Source organism: Ruegeria sp. CJ3, assembly GCF_056536725.1.
This window is the reverse complement of record NZ_JBQFQE010000001.1, coordinates 571,512-598,057: the sequence shown is the minus strand read 5'-3', so window position 1 is coordinate 598,057 and position 26,546 is coordinate 571,512. Positions and strand designations below refer to the sequence as shown.

Here is a 26,546-nt window from a genome sequence, read left to right as displayed (position 1 = left end):
ATCACCGGGCTGATCGATGCAGTGCGAATTCAGCCGAGTATTCGGCGCGGAACTGCCGTTCTGTGTCCGCCGAAAGATCCATCGGACGGATCGGAGAGACGTTCTCGCGCGCGAGGCCGATCTCCTGGTTCAACCGGTTTTGTAGGAAATCCAGTATCGTGTCTTGGTTTTCGTACTTGAACAGATGGGTCACGGTCGTCCCGTTGCGACGCGGCTGCAGGAAATCGCTTTGGCAGCCCACTTCGGCAAAGGCTGGGCGCGGTTGCTCTAGATAGCCGGTAAGGAACTCGTCAAAACTCAGACCCTGTGTAGAGTGGGGGTGGTCCGCGCGCTCCGGTCGCGTGCGATACCGGTACCAGCTGCCTAGCCAGTCAACGGGCTCGCGGACGATGGCCATCACCTCCATCTCGGCGTCGAACACCTTGCGGAACATGGTTTGAAAGAACCGATCATACCGGCGCAGGTTCGCGTGTTTCAGGTCGGTCGGACCCGCGATGACTATATCGGCGCGGCCGCGCAACGCGGTTTGATAGGCGGTGCTACCGGTCTTGGGAACGGACAAAAGCGCGAGGCGTTCTTTGTAAAAAACCAGCATTTCCCTTTTCTCTTCAACGCTTTTCGTGTCGCAGATTGTCGTAAACGACTCTTTAACACAATTGCTGAACATTGGGTTTCATAAGTTTTAGTTGAAATGTTCTCTTTTTGGTCTCATAAGGAACAAGAGGCGAACAAAGCAGCGATTGCCGCCCGTCAAAGGGTGTGACAAAAGGGATAGTGACAGGACAATGGCGGATCTTCTGACAATGAGCGACAAGAAAAACGCAGACAAGCAAAAGGCGCTCGACAGCGCCTTGGCCCAGATTGAACGGCAGTTCGGCAAGGGCTCGATCATGAAGCTGGGCGAGGATTCCAAGCAGGATATCGAGGCCAGTTCGACCGGATCGCTGGGCTTGGATATTGCGCTGGGAATCGGTGGATTGCCGATGGGGCGTATCGTTGAGATTTACGGGCCTGAAAGTTCGGGTAAAACCACGCTGACATTGCATTGCATTGCGGAACAGCAAAAGCGCGGCGGTGTGTGCGCGTTCGTTGACGCGGAACATGCGCTGGATCCGCAATATGCTCGCAAGCTGGGCGTTGATCTGGACGAACTGCTGATCTCGCAGCCTGACACCGGCGAACAGGCATTAGAGATTACAGATACGCTGGTGCGGTCGGGTGCGGTGAACATGGTCGTGGTCGACTCGGTGGCGGCCCTGACGCCGAAATCAGAGCTGGAAGGCGACATGGGCGACAGCAGCGTGGGCGTACAGGCCCGGCTGATGAGCCAGGCGATGCGGAAGCTGACCGGTTCGATCAACCGCTCGAACTGTATGGTGATTTTCATCAACCAGATCCGGATGAAGATCGGTGTGATGTTCGGCAGCCCGGAGACGACAACCGGCGGTAACGCGCTGAAATTCTACAGCTCGGTCCGCCTGGATATCCGTCGCATCGGCGCGATCAAGGACCGCGACGAGGTGGTCGGCAACCAGACCCGTGTGAAGGTTGTGAAGAACAAGGTCGCGCCGCCGTTCAAGCAGGTGGAATTCGACATCATGTATGGCGAAGGCATCAGCAAAATGGGTGAACTGCTGGATCTGGGCGTCAAAGCTGGGGTGGTCGAGAAATCGGGCTCGTGGTTCAGCTATGGCGACGAACGGATCGGGCAGGGGCGTGAGAACGCCAAGCAATATCTGCGCGACAACACCCGCGCCGCGTTGGAGATCGAGGACAAGATTCGCGCCGCGCACGGGTTGGATTTCGAGATGCCGCCGAACATGGCGGAGGATGACGATATCCTTGAAGCCTGAGAGACGCTGACGGGAACAGCAGAAATCCCCCGGCATCCCGATAGTGCTGAGAATACTCGGAACAAGGCTGTCCAACAGGGCGGCCTTGCTTCGTTTCGGGTGCGTCGCCTGTGGACAGTCCGCAGGTGCGCGGCTAAACCATTGCGAACCAGAATGATAGCGCGCCGAGAGAGCCCACATGCCCACGCTGAACGATATCCGATCGACCTTTCTGAACTATTTCGCCAAGCAGGGGCACGAGGTGGTTGCATCCAGTCCACTGGTGCCGCGCAACGACCCGACGCTGATGTTCGTGAACTCGGGCATGGTGCAGTTCAAAAACCTGTTTACCGGCGTTGAGACGCGCGATTACCGCCGCGCCACAACTGCGCAGAAATGTGTGCGCGCGGGCGGCAAGCACAACGATCTGGACAATGTCGGCTATACCGCACGCCATCATACTTTCTTTGAAATGCTGGGGAATTTCTCGTTCGGGGATTACTTCAAACCCGACGCCATTCCTTTTGCGTGGGAGTTGATCACCAAGGAATTCGGCATCGACAAGAACCGCTTGCTGACGACCGTCTACCATACCGACGACGAAGCGTTTGAAATCTGGAAGAAGGTTGGCGTTCCGGAAGATCGCATTATCCGCATCGCCACCAATGACAATTTCTGGCAGATGGGTCCGACCGGCCCCTGCGGTCCTTGCACCGAAATCTTCTACGACCATGGCGATCACATCTGGGGTGGCCCACCGGGATCGGCCGAGGAAGACGGTGACCGGTTTATCGAAATCTGGAACATCGTTTTCATGCAGAACGAGCAGTTCGAAGACGGCACGATGGTCGAACTCGATATGCAGTCGATTGACACCGGCATGGGGCTGGAACGGATCGGCGCGCTGCTGCAGGGCAGTCATGACAACTATGACACCGATCTGTTCAAGACACTGATCGAGGCGTCAGCGACTGCGACAAATGTCGATCCCTATGGTGACAAGAACGTGCATCATCGCGTGATTGCGGATCACCTGCGGTCGACCTCGTTCCTGATTGCCGATGGGGTGATGCCCAGCAATGACGGACGCGGTTATGTGCTGCGTCGGATTATGCGCCGCGCCATGCGGCACGCGCATCTGCTGGGCGCAAAGGACCCGGTCATGCATCAGCTTGTTCCGACCCTCGTGCAGTTGATGGGCGCGCAGTATTCCGAACTGGGGCAGGCGCAACCGCTGATCGAAGAGACTCTGCTGCTGGAAGAAACCCGGTTCAAGCAGACGCTGGATCGCGGCCTGAAACTGCTGGACGACGAAGTTGCGGGTTTGGCCGACGGCGATCCCTTGTCCGGCGCTGCGGCGTTCAAGCTGTATGACACTTACGGCTTCCCGCTGGACCTTACGCAGGATGCGCTGCGTGAAAAGGGGCGGACCGTGGACACCGACGGGTTCGACGCGGCCATGGCCGAACAAAAGGCCAAGGCCCGTGCCGCCTGGGCCGGTTCGGGCGAGGCGGCGGATCAGGTTGTCTGGTTCGATGTTCTGGATACCGCTGGCGCGACCGATTTCCTGGGTTATGACACCGAAAAGGCCGAGGGTCAGGTAGCTGCATTGGTGGTTGATGGAGCCTTGGTCGACCGGATCGAGCAGGGTGGCAGCGGCTGGGTTGTTGCCAATCAGACCCCGTTCTATGGCGAGGCCGGTGGTCAGATCGGTGACACCGGAGAAATCCGTCGTCTGGACGAGCGCGACGATGTCGCCCGTGTCGAAGACACCCGGAAGTTCGCCGACGGCAAGGTCTATGCCCATAAAGTTACTGTCGATCACGGCACGATCTCGAAAGGCGACGCGGTCGAGCTTGAGGTTGATCACGCCCGCCGCACGGCGATCCGGGCAAACCACTCGGCCACCCACCTGCTGCACGAAGCGCTGCGCGAAACGCTGGGCGATCACGTGGCACAGCGCGGATCTCTCAATGCGGCAGACCGTCTGCGGTTTGACTTCAGCCATTCCAAGGCCCTCACCCCGGACGAGATTCGGACAGTCGAGCGTGAGGTGAATGAGTTCATCCGTCAGAACTCGTCCGTCGAGACCCGCATCATGACGCCCGACGACGCGCGTGCGTTGGGTGCTCAGGCACTGTTCGGCGAGAAATACGGGGACGAGGTGCGCGTGGTATCCATGGGGAGGGCACCCACCGGCAAAGGTCAGGATGGCGAGACGTGGTCGATTGAGCTGTGCGGCGGTACCCATGTGCGTCAGACCGGTGATATTGGCACCTTCGTCGTGCTGGGTGACAGTGCCAGCAGCGCGGGCGTGAGGCGGATCGAAGCGCTGACCGGGGACGAAGCGTTCAGCTACCTGTCCGCGCAGGATCACCGTTTGGGCGCAATCGCTCTGGAGTTGAAGGCGCAGCCGGATGATGTCGTGGCGCGCGTTCGGTCGCTGTTGGATGAACGCAAGGCACTGCAGAACGAGGTTGCGCAGTTGCGCCGCGATCTGGCGATGGCCGGTGGCGCAGGGCAGGGCGGTGGTGCCGAGGCCAAGGATGTCAACGGCGTTGCCTTTCTCGCGCAGGTGCTGACCGGCGTGTCGGGCAAAGACTTGCCGACCCTGATCGACGAACACAAAGGTCGGCTGGGTTCAGGCGCAGTACTGCTGATCGCGGATACGGGTGGCAAGGCCGCTGTCGCCGCAGGTGTGACGCAGGACCTTGTTGGTAGGGTCTCGGCGGTCGATCTGGTACGTGCTGCCGTGGGCGAGTTGGGCGGCAAGGGGGGTGGTGGTCGCCCCGACATGGCCCAGGGTGGAGGTAAGGACGCATCAAACGCCGATGCCGCCATTCAGGCCGCGGAACAAGTCTTGGGAGGATAACATGCCTGCACTCTGGATCGCGCATGTCACGGTTACCGACGACGAGGCCTACGGAAAATATGCAGAACTGGCGGGGCCGGCGATTGCAGCCCATGGTGGCGAGTTCATCGCCCGTGCTGCCCGCTATGTTCAGCTGGAGGGCAAAGACCGCCCCCGCAATGTGGTGGCCCGGTTCCCGTCGGTCGAAGCTGCTGTCGACTGTTATCACTCCGCGCAGTACCAGAAGGCGCTGGATCACGCCCGGGGTGCAAGCGAGCGCGAGCTGGTTGTGGTCGAGATCATGGACTGAGAATCGCCGGGTCGTCAGAGCTCGCACAGGTCAACCAGCTCTTGGGCATTGCTTTTGCCCGATTGCCAGCATGGCAGTCGGGCTTTTTCCAAATTTGTTATATTTTGAAGCAATAACAAAGCATTAAACCAGATATTGCACAGGTTTTGACGCTCCGATCCGCCGGGATTGTGGCATCGACGCCATGATCTGGCGCGGAAATGGTCATGAAAAGTGACGAATTTCCGCCGCTTTTCCCCCTCAGCTTGACCAAAGATTGCGTGCAGACCCGCGTTAACGGATATTTCAAGCCGGGCAGATAGGGTTCTGAACCACGCCAATCGCTGGGATCGAACAGGACTCGAGGGACAGGCATGATGACCGTTGGCACCACTGGAAATGCCTTCAGACGACATGCGGCAAAGCTCCGCAATCTTTGCGGTGCCGTTGCCCTGATCGGCGGCGCGCTATTGGTTGGCACCGTGGCCGAGGCCAAGGATGGCGCGTTTATCTACGGCGTAGCAGCCTCGCCCCCACCGACCGGTGCGCGGCAGTTGTGCAGGCAGTATTCGTGGGCCTGCGCACAAAAAGGATCGGCATCGCTGTCCAGCAGCCAGGAACTGACCTTGGTCAAACAGATCAACCGCCGTGTGAATGCATCGACCCGGGAAGTGACAGATCAGTCTCAGTACAAAACCCGCGAGCTTTGGGCGCTGCCCACGTCGCTGGGCGGAGATTGTGAGGATTTCGCCCTTCTGAAGAAGCGCGACCTTATCAAGGCCGGGATTGATCCGCGCAAGCTGCTGATCGCCACGGTATTGGACACGCGCCGGAATGCTCATGCGGTTTTGGTGTACCGGTCAAGCCAGGGCGACCTGGTTCTTGATAATTTGACGAACCGGATCAAGCCGTGGACCGCAACGCGTTACCTTTTTCTGCGAATGCAGGATCCTAAGCAGCCACGAAACTGGGTTGGTGTATACGGACGGAGTTAGAGGGCCTGCGACTTAGTGCAATTCATGAATGGGATGGGGTGGTACTCCCATCCCTTTCCTTTTTTAGTCAGTCGCTCGAGGGCTATCTCAGCCAAGTCACTTCTTCGGTGGTGTTGTTGTGGTGGCCGGTGGATCCTTCTTCGGATCATCATCATCATCATCATCATCGGCCGGTGGGCCTTTCGGATCGGGATCCGGATCTTTGGGCTCCGGGTCGCTCGGATCGGGGTCCGAAGGCGTATCTGAATCTGGCGGCTCGTTCGAACCGGCCGTCTCATCGTCCGGACCATCGCCTGATCTTTGTTCGGCAAAGCCGATGGAGGCGGTGGGAAGGTCGGTCAGGATGGCTGCGAATGCCGGGCAGTCCAGCAATGTCTGCTCGAGGATCGCTTCAAAATCCGCCCGCCGCTGAATGTAACGTACCATCCGCGAACTCACGACATCGCAGGCACACAGCGCCTTGGACGATACGGATTGTTTGGCCGTTTTGACCGTGCACATTTCGGAGGCCTGAGCCGCCCCGACTGAGACGAATGGCATCGTTGCCGAAACAAATACAATAGATAACAGTTGAGATCTCATGCGCATCGCATCCACTCCTTGGAACTCATTAACTATGCCGTCGTATACAAAATTGACGCCATACTTTGAACACAAATACATCCGCATCCCGCCGTATTTTCAACCGAGAACTTGGTGATCGGGCGGAAATTGACTCTACCTATAGGCGATTTCGTTTAAAAAACAGAAAGAAGGCCCGACGTTGTGACAGGCCTTCTTCTTTCAGCTTAACCTTGCATTGACGCAAAAATGCCACGATTGCGCGATTGTTTCCAATCTGTGAACCAGTTTACATCGCGATCACGCCGATTTGGACATCCGTTTACGCTCATGCGGGTCGAGATAGCGTTTGCGCAGGCGGATCACGTTCGGTGTCACCTCGACCAGCTCATCATCGTCGATATAGGCGATCGCCTCTTCCAGCGAGAACTGCACATGCGGCGTCAGGCGGACCGCGTCATCGGACCCGCTGGCGCGTACGTTTGTCAGTTTCTTACCCTTGAGCGGGTTCACCTCAAGATCATTGTCGCGCGAATGCTCACCGATCACCATGCCCTGATAGACATCCGTCTGCGGGCCCACGAACATGCGGCCGCGTTCTTCCAGGTTCCAAAGCGCATAAGCGACGGCCTGACCTTTTTCCATCGAGATCAACACACCCGCGCGCCGCCCCGGGATCGCGCCCTTGTGGGCCGCCCAGCCGTGGAACACGCGGTTCAGCACGCCGGTGCCGCGGGTGTCGGTCAGGAACTCTCCGTGATAGCCGATCAACCCGCGCGAGGGGACATGGGCGATGATCCGGGTCTTGCCCACGCCTGCGGGGCGCATCTCGACCAACTCGCCCTTGCGCGCGCCGGTGACCTTTTCGATCACCGCGCCCGAGAATTCATCATCCACGTCGATGGTGACTTCTTCGATGGGCTCCATACGCTGGCCGTCTTCCTCGCGGAACAGAACCTGCGGGCGTGAGATGCTGAGCTCGAACCCCTCGCGGCGCATGTTCTCGATCAAAACGCCCATCTGCAGTTCGCCCCGACCTGCGACCTCGAAGGCTTCGCCACCCGGTGTATCGCTGATGCGGATGGCGACGTTCGATTCGGCCTCTTTCATCAGGCGGTCGCGGATCACGCGGGATTGGACCTTTTTGCCGTCACGGCCCGCCAGCGGCGAGTCGTTGATGCCAAAGGTGACCGTGATGGTCGGCGGGTCGATGGGCTGCGCGGGCAGGGCTTCATCAACCTGCGGGGCAACCAGTGAATCTGCCACTGTGGCCTTGCTCATGCCAGCGATGGTGACAATGTCGCCCGCCTCGGCCACATCGATGGGCTGCTGGCTGAGGCCGCGGAAGGCGAGGATCTTGGACGCACGAAAGTTTTCGATAAGGCTGCCATCGCGGCTGAGCGCCTTGAGGCTGTCGCCCGCTTTCAGCGTGCCGCTTTCGACGCGGCCGGTCAGGATACGCCCGATGAACGGATCGCTGCCCAGCGTGGTGGCCAGCATCCGGAACGGCTCGGCCTTGCGCTCTGCTTGTTTGGGCGCGGGGACGTGGTCGACAATCAGGTCGAACAGGGCGGTCAGGTCCTGACGGGGCCCGTCCAGTTCCATATCCGCCCAGCCCGAGCGGCCCGAGGCGTACATGGCCGGGAAATCCAACTGGTCATCATCGGCACCCAGGTTGGCGAACAGGTCGAAACATTCGTCCAGCGCGCGGTCAGGCTCGGCGTCGGGTTTGTCGACTTTATTCAGCACCACAATGGGGCGCAGGCCCAGTGCCAGCGCCTTCGAGGTCACGAACTTGGTCTGCGGCATCGGGCCTTCGGCTGCATCGACCAGCAGGACCACGCCGTCAACCATGCTGAGAATCCGTTCAACCTCGCCTCCGAAATCTGCGTGGCCGGGGGTGTCGACGATATTGATCCGGGTCCCTTTCCATTCAACGCTGGTGGCCTTGGCAAGGATGGTGATGCCACGCTCCCGCTCCAGGTCGTTGCTGTCCATGGCGCGCTCGGCCACGGCCTGATTTTCCCGGAACGCCCCGGATTGTTTGAGCAGCTCGTCGACCAGAGTCGTCTTGCCGTGGTCCACGTGAGCGATGATTGCGATGTTGCGCAGGTCCATGAGAGGTCAGCCTTTGAACAGGAAGTTGGCCCGGCGCATAACGCGGCGCGACAAAATATGCCAGCCCCTAGTGGCCCGCGGTCTCGGAAAACAGGTGAATGATGAGGATTCCCGCCAGTATCAGCGTCAGTCCCAGTATCGCGGGCCAGTCCAGACGCTGGCCAAACACCAGAAAGCCGATCAGGGCGATCAGGAAAATGCCCAAGCCTGACCAGATGGCGTAGACAATGCCCACGGGCATGACCTTCAGCGTCAGCGCCATCAGATAGAAGGCGCACCCGTATCCAAGTACGACCAAAACGGAAGGCCACAGGCGCGTGAACTGCTGGCTGGCTTGCAGCGCAGTTGTTCCGATGGTTTCAGCCACCACCGCCAGCAAGAGGATCAGATAGGTCTTGGGCACGAGGGGTACTTTCGGGCAAATCGCAGGTTGATTGAGCATAAATGCCAGAGTTCGGGCAAGAGAATTCACGCCGGATGAGCTTTGGGCAAGGGATTTCGGAAGGTCAGGTAAACCCGACTATCGCGAGGCGGCCATGACGTGTTAAATTGATAGTTGTTTTTAGTGTGTTTTTAATGAGTTTGATAAAATGACGACTTTCGCTAAATCCGTCATTATCGTTTCGGTACTGATCGTGGCGCTCGGGTGGCTTGCAGACGGGGGGTCCGTCGACATTGATGCAGCCCAAAATGTTGAAGGTGCAATAGGGGTTCCAGTTTAAGCGCCCACCGAACGATTATTAAAAGGAGCTCTCGAGCTCCTTTTTTTAGTGCTTTTCAATCGCCTTCAGCTTGGACCGATGCTCTGACAGCCTTTTGACCACGAACTGGCGCGCCTTGCGTTCGGCCAGCCGGACACGAATTTCGGTCAAAAAGGCTTCTTCCAGCGATTGCGAGGCTGCACCCAGCACTTCGCCGACCTCCACAAAGAAACGGTCATCGCCGGTTTCGTCCATGACCTTCATCGTGTCCTCGGCCAGTCGGGCCGCAAGGGTCGTGATGGTGTCGGACATCAGCGTGTGGTCTCGGTCAGGCGGCGTTTGACGTAATCGGTGACGTCGCCCATCAGCGTATCCATGTGGCGATCCTGAAAGAAGTGATCCGCACCATCAACCTCGTTATGGGTGATGGTGATCCCCTTCTGCTCGTGCAGCTTACCCACCAGCGAGGCAGTATCGGCAGGCGGCGCGACCCGGTCAGCCGAGCCGTTGATGATCAGGCCGGAGGACGGGCAGGGGGCCAGGAACGAGAAATCGTACATATTCGCAGGCGGTGATACGCTGATGAAGCCGGTGATCTCGGGGCGGCGCATCAGCAGCTGCATCCCGATCCACGCGCCAAACGAAAAGCCCGCGACCCAGCAATGCTTGGAATTGTTGTTCATCGACTGCAGGTAATCCAGCGCCGAGGCCGCATCGCTCAGTTCACCAATGCCCTGATCGTATTCGCCCTGGCTGCGGCCGACGCCGCGAAAGTTAAAGCGCAACACGGTAAAGCCCATGTTGTAGAAGGCATAGTGCAGATTATAGACCACCTTGTTGTTCATGGTCCCGCCGAACTGTGGATGCGGGTGCAGGACGATGGCGATCGGTGCGTCTTTTTCCTTTTGCGGGTGGTAGCGGCCTTCCAGGCGGCCTTCGGGTCCGGGAAAAATCACCTCGGGCATGTGTGCTTTGGTCCTGTTTTTTTACCGTGTCGGGCCCGGGACTATCTTGACGGTAATCGTCGGGTACTTTAGAACGGTTCTAATTGCATTTATGGCGCGAAAAACGCTGTCAGTGGGAGATACGCACTGGCCGCAGCGACGTCAATGTTTTCGCGCGGTTCTTGCCGAGAGGGAATGATATGAAACTGTCGACCAAGGGCCGTTACGCGATGGTTGCGCTGGCGGATATCGCGCTGCAGTCCACCGACAAGCTGGTGACGCTGGGCGAGATTTCCGAGCGTCAGGATATCTCGCTGCCCTATCTCGAACAGCTGTTTGTCAAACTGCGACGGGCCGAGCTGGTCAGTTCGGTGCGCGGCCCGGGTGGTGGGTACCGTCTGGCGCGCCCCGCGTCCGATATCCGCGTGGTCGAAGTGCTGGCCGCGGTGGATGAAACCGTCGATGCGATGCACAAGGGGGCAGGGGCATCCGGTGGCTCGTCCGGCAGCCGTGCGCAATCTCTGACCAACCGGCTGTGGGAAGGCCTCAGCGCGAATGTCTACGTGTTCCTGCATCAAACGCGCCTGTCCGACGTGATCACAAATGATCTGGCCCCGTGTCCGGCGGTGCCGAATCTGTTTGCGGTCGTGGACGATTAATCGGATGAAAGCGCTGGCCATTCAGACGATTCCAATATGGAAAAAGATGCATCCATGAAGCGTGTTTATATGGATCACAACGCGACAGCTCCTTTGCGGCCCGAGGCGCGCGCCGCAATGATGGCGGCGATGGACGTGGCTGGAAACCCGTCCTCGGTCCACGCTGAAGGACGTGCAGCCAAAGCCGTGGTCGAACGCGCAAGGGCGCAAGTGGCCGAAGCCGTCGGCTGCCGCCCGCAGGAGGTCACCTTTACCTCAGGCGCGACCGAGGCTGCCCGGGTTTTGCAAAACCGCCCGGATGGCTGCGACGTGTTTGTCGAGCCCACGGCCCACGATGCGCTCTGGTCATATTTAGACCAGTCCAACTGTGACACGCGTCCCTTTGGCCCTGGCCATACATTGGCGATGGGGCTGGCGAATTCGGAAACCGGGATTGTCACCCGACCTCCCCAGAAGGTGGATGGTCAATGGCCCTATGGCGCGCGCCGCGCAGATTGGCTGTTGCTGGACATCACGCAGGCCGTCGGGCGCATCCCGTTCTCGTTCGCTTGGAGCGGTGCAGACATGGCGATCCTGTCAGCACACAAGATTGGCGGGCCGAAAGGCGTTGGCGCACTGATCCTCCGGCAAGGGGTCGATATCACGCCTTTGGCCAGCGGCGGCGGGCAAGAGATGGGGCGCCGGTCCGGTACCGAAAACATCGTAGGGATCGCAGGGTTCGGGGCCGCAGCGGAAGCGGCCGCGCGTGATCTGGCTGACGGTGTATGGGAAAAAGTCACCAAACTTAGAAATATTCTAGAAAACGCTCTTGAGGCTGCCTCTAAAGCTACTATTTTTGTCGGAAAAGGTCAGGAGCGACTCCCGAACACCGCTTGTTTTGCGACGCCCGGCTGGAAGGGCGAAACGCAGGTCATGCAAATGGACTTGTCCGGCTTTGCCATCAGCGCGGGTTCTGCCTGTTCCAGCGGCAAGGTAAAGACAAGCCGGGTTATGACCGCGATGGGTTTTGACGAGGCGGTCGCCGCAAGCGCAATACGCGTGTCGCTGGGGCCTGAGACGACGGAAGAAGACGTGCTGCGTTTCGCTGAGACGTGGCTGGAAAAAGAGAAAAAGCATCGCGCACGTGCAGCGTGATCTGACGGAGGGTGTCACATGGCCGCTTTGGACCAGACCCAGGTAAAAGAAGGTGTCGATCAGGAAACCGTGGATGCGGTGCGCGAGGTTGGCACTTATAAATACGGCTGGGAAACCGAGATCGAGATGGAATATGCGCCCAAGGGCGTGAACCCGGATATCGTCCGGCTGATCTCAAGCAAGAATGACGAACCCGAATGGATGACCGAATGGCGTCTGGCCGCGTTTGATCGCTGGACCCAGATGGAAGAGCCCAAATGGGCGATGGTCAGCTATCCCGAGATCGATTTTCAGGATCAGTACTATTACGCCCGTCCAAAATCGATGGAGGAAAAGCCCAAGTCGCTGGATGAGGTCGATCCCAAGTTGTTGGCGACATACGAAAAGCTGGGCATCCCTCTGAAAGAACAGATGATTCTGGCAGGCGTTGAGGGGGCCGAGGACGCCCCCGCTGAGGGCCGTAAGGTTGCCGTGGACGCTGTGTTCGACTCGGTTTCGGTTGGCACCACTTTTCAGGAAGAACTAAAGAAGGCAGGCGTGATCTTCTGTTCGATCTCCGAGGCGATCAAAGAGCACCCGGAGTTGGTGAAGAAGTATCTGGGCACCGTGGTACCACCGTCGGACAATTTCTATGCGACGCTGAACTCGGCGGTCTTCTCGGACGGGTCCTTTGTTTATGTCCCGCCGGGCGTCCGCTGCCCGATGGAACTGAGCACCTATTTCCGCATCAATGCGGAAAACACCGGTCAGTTCGAACGCACCCTGATCATTGCCGACAAGGGATCTTATGTCTCGTACCTCGAAGGCTGCACCGCACCTCAGCGAGATACGGCGCAGTTGCATGCCGCCGTGGTCGAGATCATCATCGAGGAAGACGCCGAGGTAAAATACTCGACCGTTCAGAACTGGTTCCCCGGGGATGAGAACGGCAAGGGTGGCATCTATAATTTCGTAACCAAACGCGCCGATTGCCGCGGAGACCGAGCCAAGGTGATGTGGACTCAGGTCGAGACCGGCTCGGCTGTGACGTGGAAGTACCCGTCCTGCATCCTGCGCGGAGATGACAGCCAAGGCGAGTTCTACTCGATCGCGATCGCCAACAACTATCAGCAGGCCGACACCGGCACGAAGATGGTGCATCTGGGCAAGAACACCAAGTCGCGGATCGTCTCGAAGGGGATCAGCGCGGGCAAAGCGCAGAATACATATCGGGGGCTGGTATCGATGCACCCCAAGGCGAAGGACAGCCGGAATTATACCCAGTGCGACAGCCTGCTGATTGGCGATAAATGCGGTGCGCATACGGTGCCATATATCGAGGTCAAGAATAACTCATCCCGCGTTGAACACGAGGCGACAACCTCCAAGGTCGACGACGATCAGCTGTTCTATTGTCGCCAGCGTGGCATGGATGAGGAAGAGGCCGTAGCGCTGGTGGTCAACGGGTTCTGCAAGGATGTGCTGCAGGCGCTGCCTATGGAGTTCGCCATGGAAGCGCAGCAGCTTGTGGCGATCTCGCTTGAGGGCTCGGTCGGTTGATGGCGCGCAGGCCCCGGAACCGCATCCACAAGGATGATGTGCTGACCTGGCTTGGGTACGCTCTGCCGGTTCTGGGTGGTTTGCTCGGCGTGGCTTATGTCAACATCAACTATTTCGAATTCATCAACCCAGTCTGGGCAATAGGTGGTGGGGCAATCCTGGGTTGGATTGCAGCACGCCTGATCCGCATGGCGCTGGGATAAAGGTTATCTGGGGCGACGAGCCCGTTGCGATACGCAAAAGGACAAAGAAATGCTGGAAATCAAGAACCTGCACGTGAAGCTTGAGGAAGAAGACAAGCAGATCCTCAAAGGTGTCGATCTGACCGTGGATGCCGGCAAGGTGCACGCGATCATGGGGCCGAATGGCTCGGGCAAGTCGACGCTCAGCTATGTGCTTTCGGGGCGTGATGGCTATGAGGTGACCGACGGGTCGGCCACGCTGGATGGTGAGGACCTGCTAGAGATGGAGCCGGAAGAGCGCGCCGCCGCAGGTGTGTTTCTTGCGTTCCAGTATCCGGTGGAAATCCCCGGCGTGGGCAACATGACCTTCCTGCGCACCGCCGTGAACGCGCAGCGCAAGGCGCGCGGGCAAGAGGAGCTGTCGGCCACCGATTTCCTGAAAGAGGTGCGCGCCAAAGCCAAGGCTTTGAAGATCGACGCCGATATGTTGAAGCGTCCGGTCAATGTTGGCTTCTCGGGCGGCGAGAAAAAACGCAATGAAATCCTGCAGATGGCAATGCTTGAGCCTAAGATGTGCATCCTCGACGAGACTGACTCGGGTCTTGATGTGGATGCGATGAAGCTGGTGGCCGAAGGTGTGAACGCTCTGCGTGATGAGGGGCGCGGGTTTCTGGTGATCACCCACTATCAGCGTCTGCTGGACCACATCAAACCGGACGTGGTTCACATCATGGCGGACGGTCGGATCGTCAAATCCGGCGGACCCGAGCTGGCGCTGGAAGTGGAACATAACGGCTATGCCGACATTCTGGCCGAGGTGAACTGATGGCGTTGCCCCAAGCAAAACAAACCGCGACCGAGGAGCGGCTGGCCGCCCTGACGATGCCTGACGCCGGTTGCACCCGTAAGGCGCGCGAGGCCGCTTTGGCCCGCGTGTGCGAGATGGGTCTGCCCGGTCGTCGCGACGAATATTGGAAATACACCCGTCCGGACACACTGATTTCTGCCGAGGCCCCGGCGGCGGCTTTGTTCGAATCCGATGAACCGATGATGTTCCATGAATTTGATCGTCTGAAGATCGTGTTCATCGACGGGGTTTTCAGCCCCGAGGAGTCGGATGATCTGACGATGGAAGGGGTCTCGATCGACCGGCTGGAAGATATCTGCTGCAAAGATATTCATTGGGCCAAAGAGTTATATGGCGTCCTTGAAGCCCGCGGTCAGGTCCCGGTGCAGCGTCCGCTGGCGGCGTTGAATACGGCTTTCGCCTCGGATGGGGTGGCGATTCATGTCACGGGCAGGCCGTCGAAGCCAATCAGCCTGATCTATCGCCACGCGTCCGAGACCTCGGACGCGACCCTGCACCACATCGTTCGGGTGGAAAGTGGTGCCGAGGTGACGATCCTTGAAAATGGCCCCGCCGCTTCGCGCTTTAACAAGTGCATGGAGATCGATATCGCTGATGGCGGTACACTGCATCACATCCGCGCGCAGGGGCGCGATCACCAGCGCCGAGCCGCCACGCATATGTTCACTCGCATGGGGCAGGAGTCGGTTTACAAATCCTTCACCCTGACTGTGAATGGCGTTTTGACCCGCAATGAACAGGTGGTTGAACTGACCGGCGACGATGCGGTGGCGCATGTGGCTGGGGCCTGTGTTGGTGATGGGGAATTCCACCATGACGATACGGTTTTTGTCACCCATGACGCGGTGAATTGCGAAAGCCGTCAGGTGTTCAAGAAGGTGCTGCGTAACGGCGCGACCGGTGTGTTTCAGGGCAAAATCCTTGTCAAGGAAGGTGCCCAGAAAACAGATGGTTACCAGATCAGCCAGTCGCTTCTGCTGGATGAGGACAGCCAGTTTCTGGCCAAGCCTGAACTGGAAATCTACGCCGATGATGTGGCCTGTTCGCATGGCTCGACCTCGGGTGCGATTGACGACACGGCGCTTTTCTACCTGCGCTCGCGTGGGGTTCCGACCCGTGAAGCGACAGATATGCTGACGCTCGCCTTCCTTGCCGAAGCGGTGCAGGAAATCGAGGATGAGGCGCTGGCCGAGGTCATCGTGTCCCGTCTGCAAGATTGGCTGGCACGCCGCCGCTGATGCCTGTCACAACGGATATCGTGGCCACGTATCGCGGACCGGGGCGCGTTGTGCGCCGCCTGATGGACATGGGGCCGCGCGAAGATCGCGCCTTGGCATTTGTCATGGCGTTCTGCGTGATCGGCTTTATCGCGCAACTGCCCAGCCTTGCACGACAAGCCCATCTGGACGGGTCCGAGCTGAACATGCTGATGGGCGGTGCCTTGCTGGGCTCGGTCTTCATCCTGCCGTTGCTGTTTTACGGTCTGGCCTGGATCTCGCATCTCGCCGCGCGGGCGTTTGGCGGCAGGGGTACAAGCTATGGCGCGCGGCTGGCGTTGTTCTGGGCGCTTCTGGCATCCGCCCCGCTGGTGTTACTGAACGGTCTGGTCGCCGGATTCATCGGCCCGGGGGGGGCGCAGACGCTGGTCGGGCTATTATGGGTTGCGGTTTTCGTCTGGTTCTGGTTCTCGGGACTGAGGCAAACGCAAAGGGCGTCTGAATGAGCTCTGCCACCTTGATGAATATGGTCGTTCTGACCCTGTCAAACCCGGCCGAGGCCGCGCGTCGTCTGCTGGCGATGCGGCTGGGTGGGGATGTGCTGTGGCTGGCCTTTTTCCTGGCAGTAATCCTGAATGCGCTCGTGCAGTCTGCCTCGGGCTTTGTTTTGCCGCTGGTTTCATCCGACATCCAGCAAGTGGTCGAACCGGTATCTCGGACCTTATTCGTCTCGGTCGGTGCCATCCTGATCAGCGTCGTTACCTTTCTGTTTGTCGGGCGGATGCTGGGTGGAACTGCTTCGCTTTTTGGGATCATGACGTTGGTGGTCTGGCTGCAAATTCTACAGATCGCGGGGCAGGCGATCGTGCTATTGGCCGTGTCAGTCGCGCCGTTCCTATTCCTGCCTGCCAGCCTCGTGATGCTGGGCCTGAGTCTCTATATCACCCTGCATTTCCTGAACGAGGCGCACCGGTTCGCCTCGCTCGGCAAGTCGTTTCTGGTGATGCTCATCTCGGGTGTTCTGGCCATCCCCTTTGTTCTTTGGTTGACCCCCAGCGGGCCTGTATAGGGAATCTCTGTCCATGTATGACGTGCAGAAAATCCGCGCTGACTTTCCGATACTGTCGCGAGAGGTGAACGGTAAGCCGCTGACCTATCTGGACAATGGCGCCTCGGCACAGAAGCCGCAGGTGGTCATTGATGCGATTACGCAGGCCTATGCGCATGAATATTCAAATGTTCACAGAGGCTTGCATTACCTTTCAAACCTTGCGACCGAAAAGTACGAATCCGTCCGTGGCACTGTTGCGCGGTTTCTCGGCGTCGCGGATGAGGATGAGATTGTTCTGAATTCGGGCACGACCGAAGGGATCAATCTAGTCGCCTATGGCTGGGCCATGCCATGTCTGCAGGCCGGGGACGAGATCGTTCTGAGCGTCATGGAGCATCACGCCAATATCGTACCCTGGCATTTTCTGCGCGAACGACAGGGCGTAGTGCTGAAATGGGTTGATGTGGACGCGTCGGGCCATTTGGACCCGCAGGCGGTGATTGATGCGATCGGTCCCAAGACCAAGCTGGTTGCGGTCACCCATTGCTCTAACGTGCTGGGCACCGTGGTCGATGTAAAGGCGATTACGCAAGGGGCCCACGCCAAAGGCGTGCCGGTGCTGGTCGATGGCAGCCAAGGTGCGGTCCATATGCCCGTCGATGTGCCGGATATCGGCTGTGATTTCTACGCGATCACGGGGCACAAGCTTTATGGCCCTTCTGGGTCGGGCGCGATCTACATCAAATCCGACCGTATGGCCGAGATGCGCCCGTTCATCGGCGGCGGCGACATGATCAAAGAAGTCTCGAAGGATGAGGTGATCTATAACGATCCGCCGATGAAGTTCGAGGCCGGAACCCCCGGAATCGTCCAGACCATCGGGATGGGCGTTGCGCTGGACTATATGATGGATCTGGGCATGGAGTGCATCGCCGCGCATGAGGCCGGGCTGCGCGACTATGCCATGCAGCGCCTGACCGGGCTGAACTGGCTGCAGGTGCAGGGCACAACTGCTGACAAGGCCGCGATCTTCAGCTTTACGCTGGATGGGGCGGGGCACGCGCACGACGTCTCGACCATTCTGGACAAGAAGGGCGTCGCCGTGCGCGCCGGCCACCATTGCGCCGGGCCGCTGATGGACCATCTTGGCGTCACCGCCACCTGTCGCGCCAGCTTTGGGCTTTATAACACCACGGATGAGGTAGACACACTGATTGACGCGCTGGAACTGGCGCATGATCTGTTTGCCTGATCGGTGCACAGATTTGCAGTTGCACCTGGATCGGAACGAGGGTAGCTAACAGCCAACGCACCTGTAGCTCAGCTGGATAGAGCGCTGCCCTCCGAAGGCAGAGGCCAGAGGTTCGAATCCTCTCAGGTGCGCCATCTCCCCATACCTGAACACATCCAATCGAGACAAAACAAAACCCCCGTCAGAGGCCTGAGGGGGTCAAAAAACTCAACAGAACGAAAAGGGTATTACTTAGCCGCGCCAGGTGCGGATGTCTCCGCAATCCATGTGAACGAAGTTCGACCGGTAATACTGCCCGACACCACCAGCGCGACAGGACATGGCAGCCTTGGCCATCTGCGAGACCGAGCGAGATGACAGACGCAGATCGGCAGCCTGACCCTTCATATGCAGGGAATTCTTCGCGACGCCGCGCGATCTGGACCGTAGCATCGCGTTGGTTTTGGGCGAGCGATAGCCCGAAAGCAGCATATAAGGTTCGCTGACATCCAGCATGTTGTGCGAGGCGGCCATGATGTCGATGGTGCGCAGGTCCATGGTTTTGACCTGATCATTGCGCCAATCGCGCATGAAGTAGTTCACTTCTTTGACGGCATCTTTGATGTATTTGCCATCGACCCAATAAACCATGTCGATACGCTCGCCCGTGCGGCCTGAATACATGCGAATGCGGCGAATATCACCGCCTCCGCGAAGAAACCCTGCTGCTTTGGAATAGGTAGGTGCCGCAACGACTGCCGTTGCTGCGAATGCGCCCAATAGGGCACGCCGGGTCATGCCCGATGCACTGCTCTTGGTCATTTTCTGTCTCGTCCCGTACTGTTCCTGCCTGCGCACGATGTTACGCGCGCGGTATTAATTTTTTCCCATCCCAGATGCGGGTTTTATGGCACAGTCGGAATCAACAGCCAAGAATTCTTTGGTCGCAGCCATATCAAGGGGGAATTTTCGGCAGTTTTTTGCGCAACTGATGCAAGTATGCTTGCATTTGCTGCAGTTAGGCCGCCGCCGATGCAAACACGCACCACGGACAGAAAGATGCGCTTTGGTGATGTATTTGTGAATGGACAACTGCGAGGTGGCCAAACATTATCGACAGACGCGTTCGAGCGGTGCGCGTCAAGTTATTGAATAACCAAGGTCATATCATGTCGTTTGTTTCCCGGTCCCGCGTTCTGCTGATTGCCCTTCTGGCGACGTCATCCTCTTTTGCTCAGGCGGACACGACTGGCACCGCTTTTCAGATGGCAGTCGCCGAGACGACGGCCTCGACCCCTGCGCTGGCGGAGTTCTACCGCGACAGCGGCTTCGATCCGGTTTGGGTAGGTGAGTCTCCTGAGCATGAAGCCCGGCGCGCGGCGTTGATCAGGGCGCTGTCGACAACCGACCTGCACGGCTTGCCCGCCGCGCGGTATGACGTGCAGGCGCTGCTGACGCAGATGCAAGAGGCCCGTACAACCCGTGATCTGGGTATGGTCGAAGCCCAGATGAGCCGCGTCTTCATCAAATACGCCCGTGATCTGCAGGCGGGCACCGTCACACCATCGCAGATTGACGACGGGTTGGTCCGGAAAGTCGAGCGGCGCTCGGCCAGCGAACATCTGGAGCGTCTTACGGCGTCGGAGGGCGCGGGCTATTTCCAGGCCTTGATGCCGCAAACATCCCAGTACCGTGCATTGATGAAGCAAAAACGTGTGCTGGAGGACCTGATTGCTCAGGGTGGCTGGGGCGTGACCGTTCCGGTGGCCAAACTTGAACGTGGCGACGCCGGCCCGACTGTCATCAAGCTGCGGAATCGGCTGGTGGCTATGGGATATCTCAAACCCACCGCTAGCCCGACCTATGACGATGCGCTGATCGCAGCGGTGCAAGCGTTTCAGACAGCTCATGGGCTGGAGCCCGACGGTGTTGCAGGCAAAGGCACGATTACCGAGGTCAATCGATCCGCCTCGCATCGCCTCAAGGCGGTTCTTGTTGCGCTTGAGCGCGAACGCTGGCTGCCCGAAGAACGGGGAGAGCGGCACATTCTGGTGAATCAGGCTGATTTCTCGGCCAAGATCGTCGATGACGGGCTGGTCACTTTTGAGACGCGCGCCGTGATCGGCAAGAACACACATGACCGCCGCAGCCCCGAATTCTCGGACGAGATGGAGCATATGGTGATCAATCCCAGCTGGTATGTTCCACGCTCGATCATCACCAAGGAATATCTGCCGCAGCTGCAGTCCAACCCGAACGCGGTTGGTCATATCCAGATCACCGACCGCAGCGGACGTCAGGTGAATCGCGGCGCCGTGGATTTCAGTCAGTTCACCGCGCGGAACTTCCCATTTTCGATGCGCCAACCGCCGAGTCAGAGCAACGCTCTGGGCTTGGTGAAGTTCATGTTCCCGAATAAGTACAACATCTATCTACATGATACACCTCAGAAATCTCTGTTCGCACGTGAGGTTCGGGCGTTCTCACACGGCTGTATCCGCTTGGCGCAACCGTTCGAATTCGCCTATGCGCTGCTGGCCAAGCAGGAAGAAGACCCAAAGGCGTTTTTCCATCGCGTGCTGAACACCGGCAAAGAGACCACCGTGAAGCTGGACAAGAAGGTGCCGGTGCATCTGATCTATCGCACCGCCTATATTGGCCCGAAGGGCGAGGTTCAGTACCGCCGCGACGTCTATAACCGTGACGCCAAGATTTGGGAGGCGTTGCAAAAGGCAGGGGTGGTCCTGCCGGACGTTCAGGGGTAATCACGGGGGCAAGTCCTGCCACCAAGGAAGCCCGACATGCAATTCACCGTTGAGCAAATCGCCGAAGCCATCGGGGCCGAGGCCGCCGGTCAAACCGGCCTGACCATCCTGCGCGCCGCCGAGCCGGGCGATGCCGGACCGACCGATCTGGCGATGGCGATGTCTCCGAAATACGCCGAAGCGCTGACCGGCGGGGGTGCGCGGGCTGCAGTTCTGTGGGACGGGGCCGATTGGCGGGCGCTGGGGCTTGAGGCCGCGATCTTCGTGCAGCGTCCACGGATGGCCATGGCCGGGATCACCGCGATGTTGGACCGCGGGCAGGGGATTGAGTCGGGGATTCACCCCTCGGCAGTCGTTGACCCGACCGCCGAAATCGGCGCTGATGTGTCCATCGGCCCGCTGGCCGTCATCGGTGCACGGGCCCGGATCGGCGCGCGTTCGGTGATTGGGGCGCACTGCGTGGTCGGCATGGACGTGGTGCTGGGCGAAAATGCTCTGCTGCGCGAAATGGTCAGCATCGGTGCGCGGGCCCAGATCGGAGACCGCTTTACCGCTCAGCCCGGTGCTCGTATCGGCGGTGACGGGTTCAGCTATGTCACACCCGAGATTTCGGGTGCGGAAAACGCCCGCAAAACGCTGGGTGATCAGGGAGATGCCAAGGCGCAAAGCTGGCTGCGCATCCACTCGTTGGGCGCGGTTGAGATCGGTGATGACGTTGAGGTTGGGTCGAACTGTACCGTCGACAATGGTACCATCCGCAATACCGTGATCGGCAGCGGATCCAAACTGGATAACCTTGTGCATGTGGGCCACAACACCCGTGTTGGGCAGGATTGCCTGTTGTGCGGGCTGACCGGCGTGTCGGGCTCGGTCGAAATTGGCAACAATGTCGTCCTTGGCGGGCAGACCGGTGTGGTCGACAACATCTTCATCGGTGACGGCGTCATTTCTGGCGGTGGCACCAAGATCTTGTCGAATGTACCCGCTGGCCGGGTGATCATGGGCTATCCCGGCATCAAGATGGAAAGCCACACCGAGATATATAAGTCGCAACGCCGTCTACCCCGCATAGCTCGTGACGTCGAGGCGTTGAAAAAGGCTGTTTTCAAACAGCCCCCGAGCGATTAAATCATCCCCAACGCGAAAATCAGGGGATCGACATGAGCATCAGCGACCGCGTCATTGCAATCATTGCCGAGCAGGCCGTGCTGGAGCCTTCGGATGTGACGCCCGACAGCACGCTCGAAGATCTGGGCATCGACAGCCTAGGTCTGGTCGAGAGCATATTTGCCATCGAAGAAGAATTCGACATCACCGTACCCTTCAATGCCAACGAGCCAACGGCGAGCGATTTCGACATTACCAATGTCGCAGCGATCATCGCGGGTATCGAAAAGCTTGTGGCGGAAAAGGTCTGACGGCGGGTTATGAAACGCGTTGTCATTACGGGTGCGGGCACCATCAACTCGCTGGGTCACTCGGTGCCCGATACGCTGGACGCAATGCGCGAAGGCCGTTGCGGGATTTCTGACCTTGAATTTCGGGACGTCGACCGCCTGTCGATCAAGATCGGCGGTCAGGTGCGCGGGTTCGAGGCCGAGGGCCGGTTTAATCGCCAGCAGATGACACTGTACGATCGGTTTACCCAATTCACTCTGACCGCAGCGAAAGAAGCCGTCGAGCAGTCGGGTATCGTGTTTTCGGGCGATACGGCTGCACGTTCGGGCGTCGTTCTGGGCACAGCGGGCGGCGGCGTGTCGACCTGGGACGACAATTATCGCTCGGTCTATGAGGACGGCAAAAACCGCGTACACCCGTTTGTCGTGCCAAAGCTGATGAACAACGCGGCGGCCAGCCATGTCTCGATGGAGCATAACCTCAAAGGCCCCAGCTTTACGGTATCGACCGCCTGCGCGTCCTCCAACCACGCGATGGCGCAGGCGTTCCAGCTGGTACGCAGCGGGGCCGCGCCTGCGATGGTCACCGGTGGTTCGGAATCCATGCTGTGCTTCGGCGGCGTCAAGGCGTGGGAAGGGCTGCGGGTCATGTCGAAGGACGCCTGTCGTCCATTCAGCGCCAACCGCAATGGCATGGTGCAGGGTGAAGGTGCCGGTATCTTCGTCTTCGAGGAATACGAACACGCACGCGCGCGCGGTGCCGATATCCTGTGCGAGGTTGTGGGCTTCGCGATGTCGTCGGATGCCGCAGATATCGTGATGCCGAGCAAGCAGGGGGCGTCTCGCGCGATGGCTGGCGCTTTGAAGGACGCCCGGCTGAACGCCAGCGATGTGGGCTATATCAACGCACACGGGACCGGCACGGCAGCCAACGACAAGACAGAATGCGCCGCAGTCGCGGATGTCTTTGGCCCACATGCGGATGAGCTTATGATCTCGTCCACCAAGTCGATGCACGGCCATCTGATTGGCGGCACCGGCGCGGTCGAGTTGCTGGCCTGCATCATGGCCCTGCGTGACGGGGTGATCGCGCCCACCATCGGCTATGAAGAACCCGACCCCGAATGCGCGCTGGACGTTGTGCCCAACACGGCGCGTGAGGCCAAGGTGGACGTGGTGCTGAGTAACGCGTTTGCCTTTGGCGGGCTGAACGCGGTGCTGGCGCTGAAACGGGTCTGAAAACAACAAAGCCGCCGGGCGGACGCGGCGGCTTTGATCTTCATTGTAAGCTATCTTAGTTCACGGAAACCTTGAGCCCGTCAAACGCCGAGGTGAAACCGCTCAGCGACATTTCCATGTTCAGGATCTGGTCGGGCACACGTGCCGGCACAATCGACATAACCGCCTTTGAGCCCGACTTCATCGCATCGATATCCCCTTGCGTCAGCCCCAGCTGGGCGACACAACCGACGGGAACACAGTGGTGATAGTTATACAGTTTGCGTGGCGCACCATCGACCGAAACGGCAAGCTGCGCCTGCAGCAGCGTTTCCAGCGGAACCACCACATTCGCCCAGGCCACGGCTGCGCCACCTTCCGGCAGCTTGCCAATGGAAATCTCGGCAATTGGATCACCCTGCTGGTTGTTTAGAATCTGAACCATCGCGCAGGGATCTTCATCCCCGTTGGATTTGATGCACGAGATGTTCCAGTCACCGGTTTCTTCCTTGATGTACTGTTCACCAACGCGCGGGCCTGCCTGGCCCAGATCCAGGCCGGTTCCGGCCTCGGGGGTCTGTTCGGCCTCTTGCGCATAAACGGCACCGCACAAGGCGGCGGCCGCCACCACGGTGAGGGGGACAAGTTTCCTGATCATGAATGCCTCATCTTGCTGATCCAGCTTTTTGTTCCCTCTATCATCGCAAATCGACGGTGTCAGGGTCAAACCGGTCATCAGGCGGGAAATTGAACGAAATTCCGCCCAATACTGGCGCAGAGAATACGGTCACCCCCAATAAGCAAAGGGAGCCGGTGGAGCGGCTCCCTTCGTGAATTTTTTCTCCCCGTCGGACTGGCCGACTTAGTTATGCGCAGACGTTACGAAAGGGGAACCCGGGGGTCAACTCCTAACCGGCAGAAAGTGATCCATTGAACCCGGATTTTCGCCATAATCCTAAAAAGAGCCGTGCCCGAAGGCACGGCCAGTCAACAGGGAGGAAGTTTGCCCCTTCCGGCTGCACCGAAAAGAGACAAGATTTAGTCTCGCAGGCAAAGGTTAACTTTGTATGCTGGCAGCAGATCGGTAGAATTTGGGACGGGTTTTCAATGGACAACAAGATATTCATCGGCGGTGGCGGGGAAGACTATGGCGAGCCGCAGGGGCTGTCGCTGAAATACGCAAACCGCCATGGCCTGATCGCCGGCGCGACCGGCACGGGCAAAACCGTAACCCTGCAGATACTGGCCGAAGGGTTTTCGCAGGCCGGTGTTCCGGTCTTTCTGTCCGATGTCAAAGGTGATCTGTCCGGGCTTGCGAAGGCAGGCAGCGCCGATCACAAACTCCATCAGGCGTTTCAGGACCGAGCGACCCGGATCGGGTTCGATACATTCTCATACGCGGCGTGTCCGGTGACTTTCTGGGACCTGTTCGGCGAACAGGGCCATCCCGTGCGCACCACCGTAACCGAGATGGGGCCGCTCTTGCTGTCGCGTCTGCTGGAGCTCAGCGAGGCGCAGGAAGGTATCCTGAACATCGCCTTCCGGGTGGCCGATGAAGAGGGGATGCCGCTGCTGGACCTCAAGGACCTGCAAGCCCTGCTGGTGTGGATCGGCGAGAACCGCGCGCAGCTGTCGCTGCGCTATGGCAATGTTTCGACCGCCTCGATCGGCGCGATTCAGCGGCGCTTGCTGGTGCTCGAGAATCAGGGCGGTACGAACCTTTTCGGTGAACCGGCGTTGGAACTGTCGGACCTGATGCGAACCGATGAGGCCGGGCAGGGGATGGTAAACATCCTTGCCTCGGACAAGCTGATGGGCGCGCCACGCCTCTATGCAACCTTCCTGTTGTGGCTGCTGAGCGAGCTGTTCGAGGAACTGCCCGAGGTCGGCGATCCCGAAAAACCCAAGCTGGTTTTCTTCTTCGACGAGGCGCATTTGCTGTTCGAAGACGCGCCCAAAGTTCTGGTGGACAAGGTCGAACAGGTGGCGCGGCTGATCCGCTCGAAAGGGGTTGGTGTCTACTTCATCACCCAGAACCCGGCGGATATTCCCGAAGACATCCTCGGCCAGCTGGGCAATCGCGTGCAACACGCCCTGCGGGCCTTTACCGCACGCGACCGCAAAAACCTGCGCATGGCTGCCGAGACCTATCGTGAAAACCCCGCCTTCAACACCGAAACCGCCATCCGTGAGGTCGGCGTGGGCGAGGCGGTTACATCCATGCTGCAGAAGAAGGGGGTGCCGGGTATAGTCGAGCGGACGTTGATCCGGCCTCCAGGCTCTCAGCTTGGACCGATCACGGATGCGCAGCGGAAATCGGTGATGGATGCCTCGGCGATGCAGGCCAAATACGGCACGCGGGTCGATCGGAAATCAGCATTCGAGATATTGCAGGCACGGGCGAACGCAGCCGCGCAGGCTGCAGCCGAGGCTGAATCGGACGACATGCTGGAACAGCAAAGCCCGATGGAACGCGAATACGCCTCGGCCCGTAGATATTCTGGCAGCCGCGTCGGGCGTTCATCGTCCCACGTGACACGCAAGAAGGATACCTTTGCCACCGCGATGAGCGAGGCTGTTATCAAAGAACTTAAAGGCACAACCGGCCGTCGCATCGTGCGCGGCATTCTGGGTGGCCTGTTCCGCAACCGCTAAACGGATTGCCGGCACCCTTCAAAGGGTGCCAAAGCTATCAGCGTTTCAGGCGGCGCTGGCCTTCCTGACGGCAGTAATTGTCAGCCTCAGGCACGGACATCTTGGTCGCCGGGAAGTCGATTGCACGATCCCACGTCACACGGTCATGCCGGTAAAGCTGACAGGTCACCACGCCCTTGGGTGTCTGGACCTTGACCGGTGTGGTCTCAAGGTCTTCGGGCGACGGGACACACGCGCTGAGCGTGACCATCAGCGGAACTGCGACTGCAAAAAATCTGAGTGGTTTCTTCATTGCGATTACGATGCTCTCATCCTGATAAACTGGCCGATCGATAAAAC

Annotated in this window: 27 protein-coding genes and 1 tRNA gene; 19 read left to right on the top strand and 9 right to left on the bottom strand. The window is 59.0% G+C overall.

The window, feature by feature from the left end; all coding sequences use genetic code 11:
• Window position 1: 1 nt before the first annotated feature.
• Window positions 2–595 (bottom strand): gamma-glutamyl kinase, encoded by a 594-nt coding sequence (locus ACR0J1_RS02985; protein ID WP_480729527.1) that lies wholly within the window; start codon window positions 593–595, stop codon window positions 2–4.
• A gap of 190 nt (window positions 596–785) precedes the next feature.
• On the opposite strand from ACR0J1_RS02985, the gene recA reads away from it, so the two are divergent.
• The 4 genes from recA to ACR0J1_RS02965 all read left to right on the top strand — a co-directional run bounded on the left by recA (window position 786) and on the right by ACR0J1_RS02965 (window position 5,967).
• Window positions 786–1,853, top strand: a complete 1,068-nt coding sequence (gene recA / locus ACR0J1_RS02980) for a recombinase RecA (protein WP_480729528.1) — start codon at window positions 786–788, stop codon at window positions 1,851–1,853.
• 178 nt (window positions 1,854–2,031) lie between these two features.
• Entirely contained in the window at window positions 2,032–4,704 is a 2,673-nt protein-coding gene (alaS, locus tag ACR0J1_RS02975) for an alanine--tRNA ligase (RefSeq protein WP_480729530.1), read from the top strand.
• A gap of 1 nt (window position 4,705) precedes the next feature.
• Window positions 4,706–4,993, top strand: coding sequence for a DUF1330 domain-containing protein (locus tag ACR0J1_RS02970; RefSeq protein WP_480729531.1), 288 nt, complete (start codon window positions 4,706–4,708; stop codon window positions 4,991–4,993).
• Window positions 4,994–5,349: 356 nt separating this feature from the next.
• A complete protein-coding gene (locus tag ACR0J1_RS02965) occupies window positions 5,350–5,967 on the top strand; it encodes a transglutaminase-like cysteine peptidase (protein WP_480729533.1) in 618 nt (205 codons plus the stop codon).
• Between the two features lie 96 nt (window positions 5,968–6,063).
• On the opposite strand, the gene ACR0J1_RS02960 is transcribed toward ACR0J1_RS02965, so the two are convergent.
• The 5 genes from ACR0J1_RS02960 to ACR0J1_RS02940 form a co-directional block, all read right to left on the bottom strand.
• Window positions 6,064–6,549: a hypothetical protein gene (locus tag ACR0J1_RS02960; RefSeq protein WP_480734474.1), complete on the bottom strand. Its 486-nt coding sequence runs from the start codon at window positions 6,547–6,549 to the stop codon at window positions 6,064–6,066.
• Window positions 6,550–6,828: 279 nt separating this feature from the next.
• Window positions 6,829–8,646, bottom strand: a complete 1,818-nt coding sequence (typA, locus tag ACR0J1_RS02955) for a translational GTPase TypA (RefSeq protein WP_480729536.1) — start codon at window positions 8,644–8,646, stop codon at window positions 6,829–6,831.
• A 67-nt stretch (window positions 8,647–8,713) separates the two neighbouring features.
• Window positions 8,714–9,049 (bottom strand): SMR family transporter, encoded by a 336-nt coding sequence (locus ACR0J1_RS02950; RefSeq protein ID WP_480729538.1) that lies wholly within the window; start codon window positions 9,047–9,049, stop codon window positions 8,714–8,716.
• Window positions 9,050–9,413: 364 nt separating this feature from the next.
• Entirely contained in the window at window positions 9,414–9,659 is a 246-nt protein-coding gene (locus ACR0J1_RS02945; protein ID WP_480529229.1) for a hypothetical protein, read from the bottom strand.
• Window positions 9,659–10,312: an alpha/beta hydrolase gene (locus ACR0J1_RS02940; protein WP_480729540.1), complete on the bottom strand. Its 654-nt coding sequence runs from the start codon at window positions 10,310–10,312 to the stop codon at window positions 9,659–9,661. Before ACR0J1_RS02940 ends, ACR0J1_RS02945 begins: the two co-directional genes overlap by 1 nt.
• Window positions 10,313–10,491: 179 nt before the next feature.
• Between ACR0J1_RS02940 and iscR the strand changes: the two genes are divergently transcribed.
• The 10 genes from iscR to ACR0J1_RS02890 all read left to right on the top strand — a co-directional run bounded on the left by iscR (window position 10,492) and on the right by ACR0J1_RS02890 (window position 18,327).
• Complete coding sequence (gene iscR / locus ACR0J1_RS02935) at window positions 10,492–10,950, top strand: Fe-S cluster assembly transcriptional regulator IscR (protein WP_480729541.1); 459 nt, start codon at window positions 10,492–10,494, stop codon at window positions 10,948–10,950.
• A 54-nt stretch (window positions 10,951–11,004) separates the two neighbouring features.
• A complete protein-coding gene (locus ACR0J1_RS02930) occupies window positions 11,005–12,084 on the top strand; it encodes a cysteine desulfurase family protein (RefSeq protein ID WP_480729543.1) in 1,080 nt (359 codons plus the stop codon).
• Between the two features lie 18 nt (window positions 12,085–12,102).
• On the top strand, window positions 12,103–13,623 hold the full coding sequence (gene sufB, locus ACR0J1_RS02925; RefSeq protein ID WP_480729545.1) for a Fe-S cluster assembly protein SufB: 1,521 nt from the start codon (window positions 12,103–12,105) through the stop codon (window positions 13,621–13,623).
• Window positions 13,623–13,826 carry a hypothetical protein gene (locus ACR0J1_RS02920; protein ID WP_480729546.1) on the top strand — a complete coding sequence of 68 codons (204 nt, stop codon included), beginning with the start codon at window positions 13,623–13,625 and terminating at the stop codon, window positions 13,824–13,826. The genes sufB and ACR0J1_RS02920 overlap by 1 nt, the downstream gene beginning before the upstream one ends.
• Window positions 13,827–13,875: 49 nt before the next feature.
• A complete protein-coding gene (gene sufC, locus ACR0J1_RS02915) occupies window positions 13,876–14,631 on the top strand; it encodes a Fe-S cluster assembly ATPase SufC (RefSeq protein WP_480529222.1) in 756 nt (251 codons plus the stop codon).
• Entirely contained in the window at window positions 14,631–15,911 is a 1,281-nt protein-coding gene (gene sufD, locus ACR0J1_RS02910; protein WP_480729548.1) for a Fe-S cluster assembly protein SufD, read from the top strand. The genes sufC and sufD overlap by 1 nt, the downstream gene beginning before the upstream one ends.
• Window positions 15,911–16,396: a YIP1 family protein gene (locus ACR0J1_RS02905; protein ID WP_480729550.1), complete on the top strand. Its 486-nt coding sequence runs from the start codon at window positions 15,911–15,913 to the stop codon at window positions 16,394–16,396. Before sufD ends, ACR0J1_RS02905 begins: the two co-directional genes overlap by 1 nt.
• The gene (locus ACR0J1_RS02900) at window positions 16,393–16,959 is read left to right on the top strand and encodes a Yip1 family protein (protein WP_480729552.1); all 567 of its coding nucleotides are present in this window, start codon (window positions 16,393–16,395) and stop codon (window positions 16,957–16,959) included. The genes ACR0J1_RS02905 and ACR0J1_RS02900 overlap by 4 nt, the downstream gene beginning before the upstream one ends.
• A gap of 13 nt (window positions 16,960–16,972) precedes the next feature.
• Window positions 16,973–18,193, top strand: a complete 1,221-nt coding sequence (locus ACR0J1_RS02895; RefSeq protein ID WP_480729553.1) for a cysteine desulfurase — start codon at window positions 16,973–16,975, stop codon at window positions 18,191–18,193.
• Window positions 18,194–18,250: 57 nt separating this feature from the next.
• A tRNA-Arg gene (locus tag ACR0J1_RS02890) sits at window positions 18,251–18,327 on the top strand.
• A 97-nt stretch (window positions 18,328–18,424) separates the two neighbouring features.
• Here ACR0J1_RS02890 and mepK read toward each other — a convergent pair.
• Window positions 18,425–18,994 (bottom strand): peptidoglycan L,D-endopeptidase MepK, encoded by a 570-nt coding sequence (gene mepK, locus ACR0J1_RS02885; protein WP_480729555.1) that lies wholly within the window; start codon window positions 18,992–18,994, stop codon window positions 18,425–18,427.
• A 347-nt stretch (window positions 18,995–19,341) separates the two neighbouring features.
• Here mepK and ACR0J1_RS02880 point away from each other — a divergent pair, with 347 nt between their 5' ends.
• The 4 genes from ACR0J1_RS02880 to ACR0J1_RS02865 are packed head-to-tail and all read left to right on the top strand — an operon-like array spanning window position 19,342 to window position 23,573.
• Window positions 19,342–20,937 carry a L,D-transpeptidase family protein gene (locus ACR0J1_RS02880; RefSeq protein ID WP_480729557.1) on the top strand — a complete coding sequence of 532 codons (1,596 nt, stop codon included), beginning with the start codon at window positions 19,342–19,344 and terminating at the stop codon, window positions 20,935–20,937.
• Window positions 20,938–20,973: 36 nt separating this feature from the next.
• On the top strand, window positions 20,974–22,065 hold the full coding sequence (lpxD, locus tag ACR0J1_RS02875; protein ID WP_480729558.1) for a UDP-3-O-(3-hydroxymyristoyl)glucosamine N-acyltransferase: 1,092 nt from the start codon (window positions 20,974–20,976) through the stop codon (window positions 22,063–22,065).
• Window positions 22,066–22,097: 32 nt separating this feature from the next.
• Complete coding sequence (locus tag ACR0J1_RS02870; protein ID WP_480529173.1) at window positions 22,098–22,355, top strand: acyl carrier protein; 258 nt, start codon at window positions 22,098–22,100, stop codon at window positions 22,353–22,355.
• Window positions 22,356–22,364: 9 nt separating this feature from the next.
• Window positions 22,365–23,573, top strand: a complete 1,209-nt coding sequence (locus ACR0J1_RS02865; protein ID WP_480729559.1) for a beta-ketoacyl-[acyl-carrier-protein] synthase family protein — start codon at window positions 22,365–22,367, stop codon at window positions 23,571–23,573.
• A gap of 55 nt (window positions 23,574–23,628) precedes the next feature.
• On the opposite strand, the gene ACR0J1_RS02860 is transcribed toward ACR0J1_RS02865, so the two are convergent.
• A complete protein-coding gene (locus tag ACR0J1_RS02860; RefSeq protein WP_480729561.1) occupies window positions 23,629–24,210 on the bottom strand; it encodes an invasion associated locus B family protein in 582 nt (193 codons plus the stop codon).
• A 449-nt stretch (window positions 24,211–24,659) separates the two neighbouring features.
• Here ACR0J1_RS02860 and ACR0J1_RS02855 point away from each other — a divergent pair, with 449 nt between their 5' ends.
• The gene (locus tag ACR0J1_RS02855; RefSeq protein WP_480729562.1) at window positions 24,660–26,207 is read left to right on the top strand and encodes a helicase HerA-like domain-containing protein; all 1,548 of its coding nucleotides are present in this window, start codon (window positions 24,660–24,662) and stop codon (window positions 26,205–26,207) included.
• Window positions 26,208–26,244: 37 nt separating this feature from the next.
• Here the strand turns inward: ACR0J1_RS02855 and ACR0J1_RS02850 are convergent, their stop codons facing one another.
• Complete coding sequence (locus ACR0J1_RS02850; RefSeq protein ID WP_480729563.1) at window positions 26,245–26,457, bottom strand: hypothetical protein; 213 nt, start codon at window positions 26,455–26,457, stop codon at window positions 26,245–26,247.
• Window positions 26,458–26,546: the final 89 nt, after the last annotated feature.

Coding starts and splice junctions, on each gene's coding strand:
- ACR0J1_RS02985 (WP_480729527.1), bottom strand. CDS start 595: ATGCTGGTTTTTTACAAAGAACGCCTCGCGCTTTTGTCCGTTCCCAAG.
- recA (WP_480729528.1), top strand. CDS start 786: ATGGCGGATCTTCTGACAATGAGCGACAAGAAAAACGCAGACAAGCAA.
- alaS (WP_480729530.1), top strand. CDS start 2,032: ATGCCCACGCTGAACGATATCCGATCGACCTTTCTGAACTATTTCGCC.
- ACR0J1_RS02970 (WP_480729531.1), top strand. CDS start 4,706: ATGCCTGCACTCTGGATCGCGCATGTCACGGTTACCGACGACGAGGCC.
- ACR0J1_RS02965 (WP_480729533.1), top strand. CDS start 5,350: ATGACCGTTGGCACCACTGGAAATGCCTTCAGACGACATGCGGCAAAG.
- ACR0J1_RS02960 (WP_480734474.1), bottom strand. CDS start 6,549: ATGAGATCTCAACTGTTATCTATTGTATTTGTTTCGGCAACGATGCCA.
- typA (WP_480729536.1), bottom strand. CDS start 8,646: ATGGACCTGCGCAACATCGCAATCATCGCTCACGTGGACCACGGCAAG.
- ACR0J1_RS02945 (WP_480529229.1), bottom strand. CDS start 9,659: ATGTCCGACACCATCACGACCCTTGCGGCCCGACTGGCCGAGGACACG.
- ACR0J1_RS02940 (WP_480729540.1), bottom strand. CDS start 10,312: ATGCCCGAGGTGATTTTTCCCGGACCCGAAGGCCGCCTGGAAGGCCGC.
- iscR (WP_480729541.1), top strand. CDS start 10,492: ATGAAACTGTCGACCAAGGGCCGTTACGCGATGGTTGCGCTGGCGGAT.
- ACR0J1_RS02930 (WP_480729543.1), top strand. CDS start 11,005: ATGAAGCGTGTTTATATGGATCACAACGCGACAGCTCCTTTGCGGCCC.
- sufB (WP_480729545.1), top strand. CDS start 12,103: ATGGCCGCTTTGGACCAGACCCAGGTAAAAGAAGGTGTCGATCAGGAA.
- ACR0J1_RS02920 (WP_480729546.1), top strand. CDS start 13,623: ATGGCGCGCAGGCCCCGGAACCGCATCCACAAGGATGATGTGCTGACC.
- sufC (WP_480529222.1), top strand. CDS start 13,876: ATGCTGGAAATCAAGAACCTGCACGTGAAGCTTGAGGAAGAAGACAAG.
- sufD (WP_480729548.1), top strand. CDS start 14,631: ATGGCGTTGCCCCAAGCAAAACAAACCGCGACCGAGGAGCGGCTGGCC.
- ACR0J1_RS02905 (WP_480729550.1), top strand. CDS start 15,911: ATGCCTGTCACAACGGATATCGTGGCCACGTATCGCGGACCGGGGCGC.
- ACR0J1_RS02900 (WP_480729552.1), top strand. CDS start 16,393: ATGAGCTCTGCCACCTTGATGAATATGGTCGTTCTGACCCTGTCAAAC.
- ACR0J1_RS02895 (WP_480729553.1), top strand. CDS start 16,973: ATGTATGACGTGCAGAAAATCCGCGCTGACTTTCCGATACTGTCGCGA.
- mepK (WP_480729555.1), bottom strand. CDS start 18,994: ATGACCAAGAGCAGTGCATCGGGCATGACCCGGCGTGCCCTATTGGGC.
- ACR0J1_RS02880 (WP_480729557.1), top strand. CDS start 19,342: ATGTCGTTTGTTTCCCGGTCCCGCGTTCTGCTGATTGCCCTTCTGGCG.
- lpxD (WP_480729558.1), top strand. CDS start 20,974: ATGCAATTCACCGTTGAGCAAATCGCCGAAGCCATCGGGGCCGAGGCC.
- ACR0J1_RS02870 (WP_480529173.1), top strand. CDS start 22,098: ATGAGCATCAGCGACCGCGTCATTGCAATCATTGCCGAGCAGGCCGTG.
- ACR0J1_RS02865 (WP_480729559.1), top strand. CDS start 22,365: ATGAAACGCGTTGTCATTACGGGTGCGGGCACCATCAACTCGCTGGGT.
- ACR0J1_RS02860 (WP_480729561.1), bottom strand. CDS start 24,210: ATGATCAGGAAACTTGTCCCCCTCACCGTGGTGGCGGCCGCCGCCTTG.
- ACR0J1_RS02855 (WP_480729562.1), top strand. CDS start 24,660: ATGGACAACAAGATATTCATCGGCGGTGGCGGGGAAGACTATGGCGAG.
- ACR0J1_RS02850 (WP_480729563.1), bottom strand. CDS start 26,457: ATGGTCACGCTCAGCGCGTGTGTCCCGTCGCCCGAAGACCTTGAGACC.